Source organism: Nostoc sp. DSM 114161 (genome assembly GCF_052692665.1).
The window spans coordinates 1,353,263-1,369,252 of record NZ_CP195141.1; the positions used below are offsets into that span (position 1 = coordinate 1,353,263).

At 41.6% G+C, this 15,990-nt stretch carries 17 protein-coding genes and 1 other RNA gene; 11 read left to right on the forward strand and 7 right to left on the reverse strand.

Annotated features, from left to right (window positions below; genetic code table 11):
* Window positions 1–92: 92 nt before the first annotated feature.
* The 5 genes from NSTC745_RS05860 to NSTC745_RS05880 all read right to left on the reverse strand — a co-directional run bounded on the left by NSTC745_RS05860 (window position 93) and on the right by NSTC745_RS05880 (window position 5,601).
* Window positions 93–917, reverse strand: a complete 825-nt coding sequence (locus NSTC745_RS05860; RefSeq protein ID WP_445636308.1) for a hypothetical protein — start codon at window positions 915–917, stop codon at window positions 93–95.
* Window positions 918–946: 29 nt separating this feature from the next.
* Complete coding sequence (locus tag NSTC745_RS05865; RefSeq protein WP_445636309.1) at window positions 947–1,588, reverse strand: hypothetical protein; 642 nt, start codon at window positions 1,586–1,588, stop codon at window positions 947–949.
* A gap of 217 nt (window positions 1,589–1,805) precedes the next feature.
* Window positions 1,806–2,243, reverse strand: coding sequence for a hypothetical protein (locus NSTC745_RS05870; RefSeq protein WP_445638537.1), 438 nt, complete (start codon window positions 2,241–2,243; stop codon window positions 1,806–1,808).
* A gap of 174 nt (window positions 2,244–2,417) precedes the next feature.
* Window positions 2,418–3,680 carry a hybrid sensor histidine kinase/response regulator gene (locus NSTC745_RS05875; RefSeq protein ID WP_445636310.1) on the reverse strand — a complete coding sequence of 421 codons (1,263 nt, stop codon included), beginning with the start codon at window positions 3,678–3,680 and terminating at the stop codon, window positions 2,418–2,420.
* 34 nt (window positions 3,681–3,714) lie between these two features.
* Window positions 3,715–5,601, reverse strand: a complete 1,887-nt coding sequence (locus tag NSTC745_RS05880; protein WP_445636311.1) for an ATP-binding protein — start codon at window positions 5,599–5,601, stop codon at window positions 3,715–3,717.
* A 260-nt stretch (window positions 5,602–5,861) separates the two neighbouring features.
* Here NSTC745_RS05880 and petN point away from each other — a divergent pair, with 260 nt between their 5' ends.
* Both petN and NSTC745_RS05890 read left to right on the forward strand, forming a co-directional pair.
* Complete coding sequence (gene petN, locus NSTC745_RS05885; protein ID WP_012408302.1) at window positions 5,862–5,951, forward strand: cytochrome b6-f complex subunit PetN; 90 nt, start codon at window positions 5,862–5,864, stop codon at window positions 5,949–5,951.
* A gap of 4 nt (window positions 5,952–5,955) precedes the next feature.
* Window positions 5,956–6,120, forward strand: a complete 165-nt coding sequence (locus NSTC745_RS05890; protein ID WP_445636312.1) for a hypothetical protein — start codon at window positions 5,956–5,958, stop codon at window positions 6,118–6,120.
* 513 nt (window positions 6,121–6,633) lie between these two features.
* On the opposite strand, the gene NSTC745_RS05895 is transcribed toward NSTC745_RS05890, so the two are convergent.
* Window positions 6,634–6,957, reverse strand: a complete 324-nt coding sequence (locus NSTC745_RS05895) for a hypothetical protein (RefSeq protein WP_445636313.1) — start codon at window positions 6,955–6,957, stop codon at window positions 6,634–6,636.
* 894 nt (window positions 6,958–7,851) lie between these two features.
* Here NSTC745_RS05895 and NSTC745_RS05900 point away from each other — a divergent pair.
* The 9 genes from NSTC745_RS05900 to NSTC745_RS05940 all read left to right on the forward strand — a co-directional run bounded on the left by NSTC745_RS05900 (window position 7,852) and on the right by NSTC745_RS05940 (window position 15,528).
* Window positions 7,852–8,340, forward strand: a complete 489-nt coding sequence (locus tag NSTC745_RS05900) for a pentapeptide repeat-containing protein (protein ID WP_445638538.1) — start codon at window positions 7,852–7,854, stop codon at window positions 8,338–8,340.
* Window positions 8,340–9,494, forward strand: coding sequence for a 5-(carboxyamino)imidazole ribonucleotide synthase (locus NSTC745_RS05905; protein ID WP_445636314.1), 1,155 nt, complete (start codon window positions 8,340–8,342; stop codon window positions 9,492–9,494). Before NSTC745_RS05900 ends, NSTC745_RS05905 begins: the two co-directional genes overlap by 1 nt.
* 60 nt (window positions 9,495–9,554) lie before the next feature.
* A non-coding RNA gene (gene ssrS, locus NSTC745_RS05910) (6S RNA) lies at window positions 9,555–9,738 on the forward strand.
* A 361-nt stretch (window positions 9,739–10,099) separates the two neighbouring features.
* Window positions 10,100–10,327 (forward strand): addiction module protein, encoded by a 228-nt coding sequence (locus tag NSTC745_RS05915; protein ID WP_445636315.1) that lies wholly within the window; start codon window positions 10,100–10,102, stop codon window positions 10,325–10,327.
* Window positions 10,317–10,619: a type II toxin-antitoxin system RelE/ParE family toxin gene (locus NSTC745_RS05920; protein WP_445636316.1), complete on the forward strand. Its 303-nt coding sequence runs from the start codon at window positions 10,317–10,319 to the stop codon at window positions 10,617–10,619. Before NSTC745_RS05915 ends, NSTC745_RS05920 begins: the two co-directional genes overlap by 11 nt.
* A 321-nt stretch (window positions 10,620–10,940) precedes the next feature.
* Window positions 10,941–12,182 carry a M16 family metallopeptidase gene (locus NSTC745_RS05925; protein WP_445638539.1) on the forward strand — a complete coding sequence of 414 codons (1,242 nt, stop codon included), beginning with the start codon at window positions 10,941–10,943 and terminating at the stop codon, window positions 12,180–12,182.
* A 204-nt stretch (window positions 12,183–12,386) separates the two neighbouring features.
* The gene (locus NSTC745_RS05930; RefSeq protein ID WP_445636317.1) at window positions 12,387–13,658 is read left to right on the forward strand and encodes a M16 family metallopeptidase; all 1,272 of its coding nucleotides are present in this window, start codon (window positions 12,387–12,389) and stop codon (window positions 13,656–13,658) included.
* Between the two features lie 113 nt (window positions 13,659–13,771).
* Window positions 13,772–14,851, forward strand: a complete 1,080-nt coding sequence (locus tag NSTC745_RS05935; RefSeq protein ID WP_445636318.1) for a peptidoglycan-binding protein — start codon at window positions 13,772–13,774, stop codon at window positions 14,849–14,851.
* A 323-nt stretch (window positions 14,852–15,174) separates the two neighbouring features.
* Window positions 15,175–15,528, forward strand: coding sequence for a phage holin family protein (locus tag NSTC745_RS05940; protein WP_445636319.1), 354 nt, complete (start codon window positions 15,175–15,177; stop codon window positions 15,526–15,528).
* Between the two features lie 5 nt (window positions 15,529–15,533).
* On the opposite strand, the gene NSTC745_RS05945 is transcribed toward NSTC745_RS05940, so the two are convergent.
* Window positions 15,534–15,989, reverse strand: a complete 456-nt coding sequence (locus tag NSTC745_RS05945) for a cobalamin biosynthesis protein (protein ID WP_445636320.1) — start codon at window positions 15,987–15,989, stop codon at window positions 15,534–15,536.
* Window position 15,990: the final 1 nt, after the last annotated feature.

A 15,990-nucleotide genomic window follows, 5' to 3' on the forward strand; every position in this document is an offset into this window, starting at 1 on the left:
GATTTTTCTAAGTCTGAGTTATACGATTGCTTGGAAGAATAAAAGCCTCGCACTCTCGGCAGCAACAGCAAGTTGCTGGGTATATACTAGGCTTAGTACTGTGCGTCAATTTCATACAACGGATTGAGTTGGCGATAATGTTCGGCAGGTTTGAAATACAGCAACCGTAACCCGTCCGCAGCAAGCTGCTGTTGCCGGGTGTAAGCTAGGTAAAACAAATTCTCATAAAGATACCAATAAGAGGGGGAACCTCCCAGCAGAGGCTCTAAAGCTTCATCTATTCGCCGATAATGTCCCTTGAGTAATTCTGCAATTTCAAATTGGGCATCAAATGGCTCCTCCTCAGTTCCTATCAACATATCTAATTCTTCCAACCTTCTTTCTTCTTCCTGTTGCTGTTCGGGAGAAGGTGGTTTCATAACTGCCTGTATTTCCTCTGGCACATCTAGTAAGAAGAACTGTGAGCGTCCACGTCTATTAATCTCTTCGTCATAAAACTGGTTTTCTTCTTCTATACGGTCAACACTACCAGAAATAAACGTCTGACCCATAGCATCTGCTTCCAGAAGGATACCATGATGACCGTATGCGCCGAAGTGAAAAGCATTGCAACCAATTTGCATAGCTAGTTGTGATAGTCGAGGGCGAGTAGCACCTCTAGCTCGACGGCATAGTAGTTCACTCGGTTCGGTTTTCACTATAGTCCATCCCTGAGTGCTAACGAACAGTCCGACAATCCATAGGTCGCGTAATAGCAGCCAGGGAGTTTGGCGCAATTTCTCTTTTGATAAAGTTTGAGAAGGTTGGGAAATGCGACGGCAACCTTCAAGCTCAAGGATGCGGCTGAGAGCTAGTTCGATTGAATCTAAATTATTTGACTGGATACAAGTAGTGTAATTTCGGAACTCGATAAACAACAACAACCTCCTATTCTGAAAAGACAAGATTAGAAAGATTCATTCTCATCATTTTCAAACAGAGGCTCAGGTGGTAACAGGATGACGGGATGAGAATTGTACGTAATTGGGGGTTGAAAATACAACAGTTGCGCTCCCTTATCTTCTAGCTGTTGCGGTTCCGCATAAACATAGTAAAGTAAATCACCCAAATACCAGCAGAAATTCGAGCTATCTATTACTTCCGCTAAGGCATTATCTATACGTTCGGCATAACCCTTTAGAGCTTCATATTGTAGATCGATTAATAACTCTGATTTGGGGTTTTCTATCAACAGCCGTTGATACTCAGCTTCAATTCTTGCAATTTCTGGTTTTTCATGTATTCGCATCGCTTCCTGGATTTGCTGTGATACTTTTAACAGAGAAAAGTGTGAAATTAGCTCAGGTGCATTAATTTGTTCTCCGTAAAAAAAATGGGTTTCATCTAAGCTATTAACTCCTTCGTAATCATTCCAACCAGAAAGGAAGATATGACCAGTTGCATTGGCTTCCACCAAGATTCCGCAAATGTCACGAACTACCCGAAAATGAAAAATATCAGACTTTAACTGCATTGCTAACGCTGATAGTCGGGGGCGAGTAACGCCTTCTACCCGCTTACAAAGGAACTCGCTTGGCCAAGTTTTCACAATTGTCCATTCGTCTTCACCTCTGCACAAGCTAATGACTCACAGGCGCGGTCGCTCCCAAGCAGGAAGATAGCGCAGTTTTTGTGAGTCAATCGTAATCTCAGGCAGCTGAGTAAGACGACGGCAACCTACTTCCTGCTCCAAGAGGTGGGTCATTGCATCTGCAATGGCAGCAAAATTATCCGACCGAATACAAGTGGTAAAATTCCAGTATCTCTCAAACATTTGATGAAAAAGGTTTAACCCAATTCAGCTGCATAGCAATATCAAGTGCGATCGCTGCGATTGCAAACCACAATACACTTTCTGCTGCCAATACCAAAAAAGGCCAAATTGTGCTGTGCAAATTCCATCCAAGTTCTATTTGAGTTAATCCCCGCACTAAACCAAAAGCCAGCACACCACCAGCTTTGAGTTGAGGGTTTTTATCCGAACGGATGATATAGCGGTAAGTTACACCAAACAAAAAACCAGTAAAAGTTGCAACAGCAGCACTCACCCATAAATGCCAATTAACATTAGTTTGTAAAGTTACAAGTATTTGAAAATACTTTGCCAATACCAAAGTATTTAAAAAACTAGCGATCGCAAAGCCAGAAAATAAAGAAAAACCTCCAACTATACCAGCCTTGAGAGATTCTAGGCGTTCTGCCATTAATTGAGGATTTGAAATTGTGTTCACTGTATGGGCCAAACAGGACATTGGGTATGGGGAGACAAGGGGACGAGGCAGGGGAAAAGGTTAAAGGTTAAAGGGAAAAGGAATAAATTTAATCTTTCCCCTTTTCCCCTTACCCTTTGCCCTTTGCCCCATGCCCAGATCCTACTCTCATGTGGGAATTTTGATAATAAATTCAGTTCCCATACCTGGGTGAGAGTTAACTTCTAATATACCTTTGTGTTTTTCTACTACTATTTCATAGGCGATTGACAAGCCAAGTCCAGTACCTTTACCAACACTTTTTGTAGTAAATAACGGTTCAAATAAGCGTTTTTTCAACCGTTCCGGAACACCAATTCCATTATCAGCAATTTTAATTACAGCTAATTTTTCAGAATCTAGTGCTGTTGTAATTTTAATCTGAGGAATTACATTGCTGATTTTGCCTTGGATTATAGCTTCATCTAAAGCATCAACAGCGTTTGCCAGAATATTCATAAATACTTGGTTCATCTGCCCTAAATAACAGTTCACTTGTGGTAAAACTCCATAATTTTTAATCACTTCAATCTGCGGGCGATCGCTATTCGCTTTGAGACGGTGTTGCAAAATCATGAGTGTGCTATCTAGCCCTTGGTGCAAATCAGCAAAGATTTTGGCATCGCTATCCGAACGAGAGAAGTTGCGGAGTGAATTAGAAAGGTTACGGATTCGTTCGCTTCCTACTTCCAGTGAGTTTAAGATTTTTGTGATATCTTCGAGAATAAAATCTAGATCCAAGTTGTTAATAGCAGTAGTAATTTTAGCTGTTGGCTTTGGATACTCTTGTTTATACAGTGAAAGCAACTCGGTTATTGCTGCAATGTATTCTTGTAAGGGTGGAATATTGCTAGAAATAAAATTGACTGGGTTATTGATTTCATGACCAATACCAGCAACTAACTCTCCGAGTGTTGATAGCTTTTCTTGTTGCACTAGTTGGACTTGGGCTTGTTGCAAAGCCTTAGTGCGATCGCTAACTTGTTGTTCCAAAGATTCAGTCAATTGTTTGAGTTGTAAATGCACGCGCACTCTAGCAATAACTTCCTCTTGTGCAAAGGGTTTCGGGATATAGTCTACAGCACCAAGTGAAAAACCCTTAGTTTTGCTGTCAGTATCTGCTAAAGCAGTGGTGAAAATAATCGGAATGTTTTGAGTAACAGGATTGGCTTTGAGACGACGACAAGTTTCAAAACCATCAATACCAGGCATTTGTACATCTAGTAAAATTAACTCTGGTTGATTGCGTTCGACTTGAGCGATCGCACTTTCTCCATCTACTGCAACACGGAAACGAAACCCCTCACTGTTGAGGGCTTCACATAGAAGAGATAAATTTGTCGGATTATCATCCACAATTAAGATAAATCCAGTATTTGATTTTTTGTTCATAGTAGATTTGAAATTATAATTCAAATTTTATTAATTAATCAATATATTGTTCAATAAAAGTTGCCAAGCGTTTGAGTTGGAAATTACTAGCAAGTTGGACAATGTGTTGAGTAAAAACGTTTAGTTTTTCATCAGATGTGGAAAGTTGATCGGCCAATTCCAAAATATTTTGAATATCTCCATCATGTACGAGTTCAAGCAACTCTTGTAAAATCTGTTGGTTTGGAGAAATGGTATCAATAGATTTCTCCAAGGCAGCTGGTTTATTTTTTTGAATTGCGTCTATTTTCTCATCAAAAATCCATTTAAGCTGCAAAATTTGTCGGAGCATTTCTAACAGCACTTCAGCTTCCACAGGCTTTGGTAGAAATGTATCTGCACCAACATCAATACTCTTATGTTGGTCGATTGCAAATACACTCGCAGACGAAGCAATGATAGCAATATTTTTAAATTGCTCCGACTGACGCAAACGATTAATTAACTCAAATCCATCCAATATCGGCATCACTAAGTCAGTGATTACCAAGTCTGGTTTGTGGGCTAGAGCTTGTTCCCATGCTTCCTCACCGTGGCTAGCTTCAATAACAGTAAACCCAACTGGCTCTAGTAAATTTACAATTACCGATCGGTTTTCCCATTTATCATCTGCAATTAAAATAGTGCGTCTTTGTCCCATATAACCAACGATCGTTCCTTGGTCAACAGCTCTAGAAACCTTTGCCCAGTCTTTAGATTCTAGGAATTTTGCCTCAAACCAGAAAGTGCTACCTTTGCCCAAGGTACTTTGCACCTGAATTTGACCGCCCATTAACAAAACAATTTTTTGGCTAATTGCTAATCCCAAACCTGTACCTTCAGATTGTCGTTTTTGATTTCCTACTTGCTCAAAAGGTTGGAAGATTTTTTCAGCTTGTTCGGGTTTTATACCTGCACCAGTATCTATTACCTCAAAGCGAATTTTGTAGTTAGTTTTTCCATTAACACCTGATTCTCGTTCGGTGATTTTAACTTTGAAAGTGACACTGCCTTGGTTAGTAAATTTAATCGCATTACTAAGCAAGTTAATCAGTACTTGTCGTAAGCGTTTTTCATCACCGTGAATCCCTGTTGGCAGATCGGGATCGAGTTGGACTTCAAAGGCAATGACCTTTTGTTCTGCACGGATGCGGCAAATTTCAGTGACGCTATCAATAAATGCAGGCAAGTAAAAATCAACAGGATGTAATTCGAGTTTGCGAGCTTCGATTTTGGAAAGATCGAGAACATCATTAATCAGAGTTAAAAGATGAGAACCACATTGATAAATGACGCCGAGTCCTTTACGTCCTTTTTCACTCAAAGATTCTGTGCGTTGAAGGATTTGTGTATAACCCAAGATGCCATTGAGGGGTGTACGTAGTTCATGACTCATATTCGCCAGAAATTCACTTTTGGCGTGGCTGGAATCTTGAGCCACTTCTTCGGCTTTGCGTAGTTCTTGCTCGATGCGCTTGCGCTCTACAATTTCAGTGGAAAGCGCTCGATTGATAGCTTCTAACTGGGCTGGACTTGGTAGCGTCAAGGCTTGAGGCATCAGAAAAATTAAGGCAAATGCGGTGTATATCGAAATAATCGCAGTTAGAGCTTTTAGACAACCTGAAATCCAATAATCTGGATGCCAAAGCGTCCAAATATCCATTAAGTGTCCGGTACCGCAAGCAGTGATAAAAGCACCAAATAAGACAAAAACTCCATTGAAAGGCACGTCTTGGCGCTTGGAAATAAAGTAAATTAATAAGAAGGGAATAGAATAATAGGCAAGAGCAATAATGCCATCAGCAATAATGTGGAGCCAAACTAATCCAGTTTTCCAGAGATAACAATGTCCGTGGGGAATAAAACCGTCGGAGTTGAAAGCGTAGCTAAGAAATGTCAGCATTGATACTAGGGGTTGCTAAATTTGAAATATATGCGCCTAACCCTAATATTCCCAAGTCAGCGAATATAACAGCGCGATCGCTACTTTTTTACACCTGTTTTCATAATTACTTAAATTAATAAGTACTAATATTGAAATGGTGGTAGAGAAAGCGATCGCTCACAAAACGTTAGAACATCATTGATAAAAAAATCTCACCCTGCCCAATCCCTGTATGATAAACATTAGAGACCTTTTGTAATGATTTGAAAAGCGGGACTATGGAAATTTTGACACTGGGCTGGGTATCACTGCTAGTCGTGTTCACTTGGTCAATTGCAATGGTAGTCTGGGGACGTAACGGGCTGTAAAGGCATGGTAGAAAGTCCATTCCTGAGTATTTTGGCTTTAATTGCCGTAGTGCTGCTCGTAGCAGTGACAGGTGGTATTGGTTATTTGACCCTTGCAGATTGGCGCGATCGCCGTCGTCGAGATGAAGAAAAACGCACCCCTAGCAGGACTACTCCCAAGCGGCGATAATCCACCCTTAGTTGAAAAATCTTTTTGTAGGGACATGATAATACCATGTCCCTACATTATTTTATTTGGTCGCGTTTAGCGAATTTATCCAACCGCCCTACCCTGCGGGAACGCTAAGAGCGAACGAGTACTCTTCGAGAAGGGTTTTGCCCAACACCAGCGACGCAGGAGCGTCCCTAACGCGATCGACGCAAGACGCTAATAATGCCAATAATCCGAGAGAGTACTAGCGTGTCAAGGCTAAAATGTTGCAAAAAATTTTATTGTGGGATGGGTGTCCTCACCCGTCCGGGCGGACTTTCTGTCCCACCCCACAAGAGTTTACTAATGCACTATTTTAGCCTTGACATGCCACTACGTATATTTCAAAAATCAAATATCAGTCCTATAAAAACTTTTTACGTTAGTCACTGCATAACTCGCCGAAAGCATTTTACAGATTATTAAATTAAAAACTGCTCTTGCTGAAACCAAACAAGAGCAGTTTTAACACCAAAGCCCAAAATTAAAAATTTACGCATCCTCAAGTTCCAATTGAGCCACCGTAACGGCGTTAAAAGCGAAAGCCAAAACTAAAGGCATCGGAGACTGGAACCAGTAGGTAAATAGAACAGCAAAGATTGTGCCAATTACTGCTGAACTAGACCATAATCGTTCTTCAAAAGTTAATCCTTTTTCCGCTTTAATCAATCTCAGAACGTGAACAGGAATTGGTTCTGGCATTACACAACCTGGAGGAAAAGCCCAGTAATTATTACGCCGCTCGACAAATAAATCTGTCCAGCCATTTTCTTGGCACCATGCCTCAATCCATTGAAGTGAGTAATGATTAATCATCGCAGTTGAGAGTTGCTGTTTGTGGAATTTGTCTAGTTGCTGAAGATAACTTTTCGGAGATTCCTAAAATTTAACTAATTCAGTATAAAATTAACTCTATCTCTGGTATTTTTAAGCTTTGTTAAGCAGTTGAGATAAATCACTATTAGACTCAAACGTTGCTTGACTTAATTAAAAGCCTAGCAGCCAATAGAATCTGTTTACTTCAAATGACAATAAACTTTACGTGAAAAATCATAAGTTAAGAATTGTAAATTAGGCGGTAAGTCTTAGTGCTTAAAAAACTATGCAATAGGGAATAGGAAAGAAACTTTAGAGCTTTACTTACCTTTACAAAAATCAAATAGGAGTCGTAATATATCTGAAAAACCAAATTTTGAAATCAAGAATTGTAAATAAATCAAAGGGCATAGATCTAGCTATTGGTAGATATTGCTTGAAATCATTTCTTAATAGTTAAAAAAAAAGAAAGTTACTCATATCAGCCTTCGGTAATAATTTTGTTGGTAAGTTGAACGACTAAATGAAACCTAACTTAATTACCGGGTTTCGACTGCGCTCAACCCTCTTTTAGTCAGACTACTGAGCATTGAGCGGAGTCGAAATACCTCTTATAAATAATTGTGTCCACCTACTTATGATGTGGCGTAGACATCGCCCTCTCCATTACACCCAAGCGATCGCTGCTTTGTGCCTATAGTCGGATAAATAATTTTGCTCGCAGTGAGAAGCGATGCCTGTTTTTAGGTTACAAAATATTAAGCAGGGAAATTTATAGATTCCCCAAATTTAGCAGCAGGATTGCTGGTCTAAATAACTTAGGCTGTCAACAGTCAACAGTCAAAATGCGGTAAGGTTACAATGCAGCAATTATACACCAAATTGGCTCTCGATATGTTTTGGCGGCGAGGATTGGCGTTACTTTTGGCGATTCTTGTCTGGTGCGTGGCTCATCCTGCACTGGCGGTAGACTGGACTCATCCACTGTCATTTAGTAATGCAGAGTTGTCAAGACGTGATTTTTCTGGTCAAAGTTTGCAAGCTGCGGAGTTTTCTAACGCCAATATGGAATTGGCTAATTTTACAAACGCTGACTTGCGGGGAGCAGTATTGAGTGCTTCAGTTATGACACAAGCAAATCTCCACGCAGCCGATTTAACGAATGCAATGGTCGATCAGGTAAACTTGACTAAGGCCGATTTGAGCGATGCAGTTCTGAAAGAAGCCCTTCTGCTCCGCGCCATCTTTAATGATGTGAATATAGACGGTGCAGATTTTACAGATGCAATTTTGGATAAAGCACAAATCAAAGAACTGTGTGCAAAAGCTGGTGGTGTGAATTCCAAAACAGGCGTGCAAACTCGTGATTCTCTGGGATGTTAATGAAACGTGTAGGTGTAATTGGTGGCGGACAACTGGCCTGGATGATGGCAGATGCAGCACGCAAGCTAGGAGTAGAATTAGTAGTACAAACTCCTAGCCAAAGCGATCCTGCGGTGTCCATCGCTCAGGAAATTGTTTTCGCTCCGGTAGATGATGCCAGTGCTACAGAAATATTAGCGAAAAAATGCGAAGTCATCACCTTTGAAAATGAATTTGTTAACTTAGATGCTTTATCTGTTTTAGAAAAGCAAGGGGTTTGTTTTCGTCCGAGATTAGAAGCATTAACTCCTCTTTTAGATAAACATCATCAGCGTTCCTATTTAAGGGATTTAGGCTTACCGGTTCCGCAATTTTTCGCCGTTGAAGAGAGAGAAAATCTCAAATCTAAAATAGAATATCTAGGTTTTCCTGTAGTTCTTAAATCCCGACGCCACGGTTATGATGGTCAGGGTACCTTCATAATTAAAGATTTCGCGGCTTTAGAAGAAAAGTTAAGTTATGAAACCATAACAAAAACTGCCAATCAATCGCTTTTTTTGTTAGAAGAATTTGTACCTTTTGAAAGAGAACTAGCAGTCATAGCAGCTCGCTCTTTAAATGGAGAAATTGTCACCTATCCAGTGGTAGAAACTCAACAAGAACAACAAGTTTGTCGGAGAGTGATTGCGCCAGCTGATATTTCGGCAGATCGAGTAGCAGAAATAGAAGCGATCGCACATACTCTATTAAATAGCTTGCAAGTAGTAGGAGTGTTTGGAATTGAGCTATTTCTGACTGCTGATGGTAAAGTGCTGGTAAATGAAATTGCTCCCCGCACCCACAATTCTGGGCATTTTTCCCTCGACGCCTGTGAAACCTCTCAGTTTGAACAACAGCTAAGGGCAGTTTGTGGTTTACCGTTGGGAAATCCTGGTTTGCAGCGTGCTGGTGCTGTGATGGTGAATTTGTTGGGGTATGAAAATTCTGACAGCGATTACCAAAGCCAACGTCAACAAATAGCAGAGATTCCCCAGGCCCACGTCCACTGGTATGGGAAAACTCAATCGCGTCCTGGGCGGAAGTTGGGACATGTCACAGTTTTGCTGGATAATCAAAGTCGAGAGCAGGCGATGGCTGTTGCCCAGACTATAGAATCTATCTGGTATCCCAAGTAAATTTTTGAGAAACTTTCGATGTTGAACACACAACATCTTTTTGAAAGTTATAATGAGTTAGTTGCACTACGACGTTGGTGACTGCCATCAAGTTTTTTGATCTATGCCTTTAAAGAAAAGGGAGTCAAGCGTTCTCGTGGCAGTAGACCGGGCATGTACCCGGAAACTTTAAACGAGGAATTTAGGTTCCCACCTGGATAAAACCAGGTCATAAACTTAGGTAAAACGGCGTCGCGGTGAACTCAAAATTATTAGCTCCCAAACTCAGTTAGAATTTGGGAGCTTTAATTATTTAAATTAGTAAAACTTATATAACTGCGACAAGTGCCACTGGAATTGGCAGAAAATACGACTTTTTAGTCAGTCCCCCAAGCTTTCTAGATTTATGGAGCCAATTTGTAAGCTCTTGGCTTGCGTTTTTAGGGGACTCAAGCACACTAGTTTTTACAGAGGTTGAACTTGCTTTGAGGGCATTTTCTTCTAATAAGGAAATCAATTCTTTGTCCTTGAAGGAGCAAATAGCTTTTCAAAAGGCCATTCCTAAAGCATCAATGTTGTCAGTGATAGACTTAGAAAAAAATGGCTAGTCGCTGAACGAGGTTGGTATGAACGCAGAGTTCACTCAGATTTTTGAGTTAACCCTCTCAGAAAAATTGCAGCTTGTTGAAGACTTATGGGATAGCATTGCCCAAGTTCCAGAGCAAATTCCTGTGCTTGACTGGCAAAAAGAAGAACTTGCTAAGAGAAAAGCAACCTATTTACAAAATCCTGATTCAGGTAGTTCCTGGGAAGCAGTTAAGGAGCGAATTCGTAGTAGAGAATATGACGTTTAGAAATCTGATTATTCTGCCTGAGGCGGAACAAGATGTGGCTCAGGCTTATATCTGGTATGAAGATCGCGAAGTTGGTTTGGGTGAAGAATTTCTTCGTTGCGTAGATGCTTGTATTCAGTTGATTCGGCGAAATCCAGAAATTTATCAGCTAGTTCACCAAAGCTATAGAAGGGCTGTAGTTCGCCGCTTCCCTTACGTTGTTTTCTATGAGCATTCGGACACTACAATTATTGTCTATGCAGTTTTCCACTCTTCTCAAGATCCCAAGAAATGGCGTAGTAGGCTACCATAACAGCCAATAATCAGTAAACTGAAAACTTCTACGGACGTAAAAATAGTAGTTGATAATACAGTTTTTTGAGCAATAGGGTTGTAAGAGAGTTTCTTGCGATCGCTCGCGCTTGCTCCCATCAATCTCAGAAGCATCTCCATAACCTAAATTTTTGTCAACTAACAAAAGAGTTAGGTCTATTGAATTTAGCGATATCTGCTAATAAAAACAAAATCTGTATAACATGATTCTAATTTAGGTGACATTCAGCGGTAAAATCGCACAATTGAATGAAATTGTGGTTAAAGCTACAAAAAATTGTCACAACAAATAACTAATACCGTGTTTCCAGCCTCGGTCTTCCGACTAGACAATGGCTTAACGTTTATTCATCAAGAAATTCCCACTACCCCTGTAGTTGTGGCGGATGTTTGGGTGCGTGCTGGAACAAGCCTAGAGCCAGAACCTTGGTTTGGTATGGCACACTTTTTAGAACACATGATTTTTAAAGGTACGGCAACACTACCCCCTGGAATGTTCGACCACAACGTTGAAAACCGGGGAGGCGTCAGTAATGCGGCAACAAGCTATGATTACGCTCATTATTCACTTACCACAGCTGCGCCTTATTTGCAAGATACCTTGCCGTACTTGGGAGAATTACTGCTGAATGCGGCAATTCCAGAAGATGAATTTAGCCGCGAACGGGACGTAGTACTAGAGGAAATCCGTTCGTGCAATGACGATTCTGACTGGATAGGATTCCAAGCCTTGATTAGTAGCATTTATGGGCGTCACCCTTACGGACGTTCTGTGCTTGGTACTGAGCAAGAACTGATGCAGCACTCACCAGAAGCAATGCGCTGCTTTCACCGTGCCCACTACCAACCGGAAAATATGACGGTGGTAATTGCAGGGGGCATAGCTCAAGAGCCAGCTTGGGAATTAATAAATCGTTCATTTACTGATTTTGCCGAACCTTCTCATTGTCCCCAGTTTGAAAAAGTTGCACAGCCAATAATAACAGAAATTCGTCGTCAAGAACTATATTTACCACGCATAGAGCAAGCGCGATTGTTAATGGCGTGGCTTGTACCGGGAGTAGAAGAAATCCGCACTGCCTATGGCTTAGATTTGTTGTCCGTGTTATTAGCAGAAGGGCGCACTTCGCGTTTAGTACGCGATTTGCGAGAAGAATTGCAATTGGTACAGGGAATTTGTAGTAATTTTTCTTTGCAACGGGAATCGAGTTTATTTACAATTACTGCCTGGTTGGAGCCAGAAAATTTAGAAAAAGTAGAATCTTTGATTTGCGATTGTTTAGATAAATTACAGACTCAGGAAATTAGTCAACAGGAACTCGCGCGATCGCGCAGGCTATTATGTAACGATTATGCCTTTTCCACTGAAACACCAAATCAACTCACAGGGCTTTACGGATACTACAATACAATAGCCCAAGCCGAATTAGCTGTGGCTTATCCTCAGGAGATTCAGTCTTTTGATGCCCAACAACTGCAAAAATTAGCGAAACAGTATCTCTCGCCACAGAATTATGCCGTTACTGTGCTTAAACCGTGTTAGGTATGGGGTATCGGGCATGGGGCATGGGGTATGGAAGAGGATAAGGGGAAAGGGAAAGGGGTAAGGGGAAAAGGCAAAAGATTAAATTTATTCCTTTTCCCTTTTCCCTTTAACCTTTTCCCTGCCCTGCTTGCCCTGCTTGCCCTGCTTGCCCCATGCCCCATACCCAATGCCCAATGACTAATGACAAAGGACAAATAACAAATGACAACCTTGCTGCAAAAGTCGCCTATTCATCGCACTGTATTAAACAATGGCATTGTCGTGCTAGTGGCAGAAAACCCGGCTGCGGACATTATTGCGGCGCGAATTTTTGTACGTGCCGGTAGTTGTAACGAAAACCAAGAGCAAGCAGGGTTGGCACATTTGCTATCAGCAGTGATGACAAAGGGATGCGATGGACTTTCTAGCTTGGAAATTGCTGAAAAAGTTGAGTCTGTGGGGGCGAGTTTGAGTGCAGATGCGACCTCTGATTATTTTTTGCTATCTTTCAAGACGGTAACATCTGATTTTGCCGAAATTTTAACATTGGCAGGACAGATTTTGCGATCGCCTACTTTTCCCGAAGTTCAAGTGGAACTAGAACGGCGTCTAGCACTACAAGATATTCGTTCGCAAAAAGAGCAACCCTTCACTGTGGCCTTTGAACAATTGCGACAGGTAATGTACCAAAATCATCCCTATGCCATGTCGGTATTAGGAGATGAAACAACCATGAGCCGCTTAACTCGTGCGGACTTAGTGCAGTATCATCAAACTTATTTCCGTCCCGATAATCTGGTAATTAGTATTGCCGGTCGAGTTACACCCACAGACGCAGTAACATTGGTGAGAGATATTTTTGGCGATTGGCAAGTTCCAGCAGTAGCAGTGCCAACACTCAATTTACCTGAAATTAGGGTCGAACCACAGGTAAGACTGAAGCCACAACAGACGCAACAATCAATTGTGATGCTTGGTTATATGGGCACATCAGTGAGTTCTCCTGACTATGCCCCATTGAAGTTGCTGTGTACCTACTTGGGAAATGGGCTTTCTAGCCGTTTATTTGTCGAATTACGGGAAAAACGAGGTTTAGCTTACGAGGTGTCTGCTTTTTACTCAACTAGGCTATACCCAGCATCGTTTGTAGTTTATATGGGTACAGCACCAGAAAATACCACCATAGCCTTAGAAGGATTGCGTACAGAAGTAGATTTATTATCTACCACCGAAATATCCGCAAGCGCCCTGCAAGCTGCTAAAAACAAGATTCTGGGGCAGTATGCTTTGGGTAAACAAACGAACGGGCAGATTGCTCAGATATACGGCTGGTATGAGATTTTGGGGTTAGGAATTGATTTTGACATCAAGTTCCAAGAATTGATTGCGGCTGTGGATGCCCAAGATGCCATTGCCGCCGCTTCCCAATATTTAAAAGAACCTTATGTGTCTTTACTTGGCCAAGAAGCAGCAATTAATGGGGCGATCGCATAACGTAGATGATGTGCATCAGGCGTGGTCTGTTAGAGGCATCGCTTTGTGCAACAGCTGTTTTTTACACCAAGTGGCTGTACCATTAGCATCAGAATATTCTGGGAGTAAATTCCATGCAACGCAGCCTGACAGCAAGTATTTTGAGTTACTTAAAATTACTAGATCCAACTGTAAATCGCTGTAAAATGGAAAAACGGCAAAAGGGTTGGCGGACAAAGAGATTTAAGTCTTTATCAGCAACTCAAATACTCCTGTTATCCACTACACCTCTGTTCATTGCTTCCCCTGTAGTATCAATTGCAGCTCCACAAAAAATAGCCCAAGTAAACCCCGCAGATAGTATCAGCCGTCCTACCCTGAAAGTTGGTAGTCAAGGCGAACGTGTATCTGAACTTCAAGGAGCTTTGAGACTTTTGGGTTTTTACTCTGGCGAAGTAGATGGTATATATAGTGAAAATACAGCTAGTGCTGTTTCTCGATTTAAACAAGCAGCTGGTTTAAATCCAGATGGCATCGTTGATGCTACCACATGGCAAAGACTGTTTCCTAGAGAATCGGTAGCAGGATCGACACCTCCAGCATCTGGGCAAAGATTTAACTCAGCGACAAATTTTCCCGTTCCAACCCAGGCTAACAGCCCCACCAACGTTGCAAATCCCAACCCACCAAGACAGGCTGTTAGCCAAGTTCCCACCAAACCCAATCCACCGAAGAAAGCTGCAACACAAGCTGCTACCAACCCCAAACCACCAAAGAAAGCTGCAACACAAGCTACTACAAGCACCAAACCACCAAAAAAAGCTGCAACACAAGCTGCTACTAGTCCCGAACCAAGGCCTGCTAACCCCAGACAAGCTCAAAAAACGTCGAATCGTACTACATCAGCTACTAGAACCCAGTCAACCACACGTAGTAGGCAAACAACCCGAACTCAGTCCAATACAAGTACTAAGCGAACTCCTGGTATTCAATACACCTCAGAAGGATTACCAATTTTGCGTGTAGGTTTACGTGGTTCTGAAGTTGTGAGATTACAACAACAACTCAAAAAGCTTGGTTACTTAAAAGGCGATGTCGATGGAGACTTTGGGGCGACAACCGAGGCTGCTGTCAAAGCTGTACAAAAGCGCTATGGTTTAGAACCTGACGGCGTAGCTGGTGGGGCTACCTGGGAAATTCTTTTGCGCCGTTAGGGAACTCAAAATCATAATTATTCAACTCTTTAAATGAGGGGATGAGGGAGTAAATTCTTCCTTGTCCTTTTTGTCTTGGGATGAAATTGTGGAATGGGGTTGTATGCGATCGCATTGTCGCTGGGTAGTTGACTAGGTACATCGTGGAATACGATAAAGATACTGGGACAAAAAGTATTTCTCGATGCCAGCAGGAGGCTATTCTAATTTTGACGCCTTGGCGGAGCATCTGCGACTTGCTCCTGAATTCTGTTAGCGCAGCGGGGCGTAGCCCATTCTGAATTCTGACTCCTAACTTAGGGTTAATTCTTCTAAAAAAGCTTATGCGACACTTTTTATTAACTTGGTTCGGTACTGCGGTGGCGTTATTTATTACTGCTAATATTGTTCCGGGATTCTTTATTAAGAATTTTGTAGCTGCCTTGGTTGCTGCTATTGTTATTGGTCTAGTTAATGCATTTATTAGACCGATTTTGCGGATTTTAACTTTTCCAATTACCTTGCTAACTTTTGGTTTATTTACATTAGTAATTAATGCCTTAACCCTTTGGCTAGCAAGTGCCCTAACTCCGGGTTCTGGGTTTGAGATTCAGGGCTTTTTACCTGCTTTATTTGGTTCAATCGTGCTAGCAATTGTTTCTAGCATTATTAACTATCTTTTGAGAGTTGTTGAATAGAAAAGTTAATCACAGTAAGCAGCTAGGGCAACAGCTAGGGTTAAAGCTCCTGATTGCCCTTTTAACTGGAAAATTCGTTTGGGAACTAACAATTTTACCCGCAATTGTTCTGCGCTAATAGAGAGAGAATCAGTAAATAAAAAGTTGAGTTGAGTAGCTGCAACAACAGCCGCTGCCTCTGCTACGCTGGGCGTACCTACTTGTTGCTTGGTAATTGTGCTGGGGTTGGGAACCGAGACACAGCGAAGAACCTCAGCAGAAAAAGCCTTTAGGGGCAAATTGCGTAAGTTGCAAAATTCTACTAAGCCAACTTCCGAGGCTTTAGTATCGATGGTAGCAATACCCGCGATCGCACTTTGGCAAACTTGATTTTCTTCAAATACTTTCTCAATTGCCAAATCAATTAATTGCCATGAAGTTCCCCGTTTACAACCAATTCCTACCCATAAAATCTGCTGCACC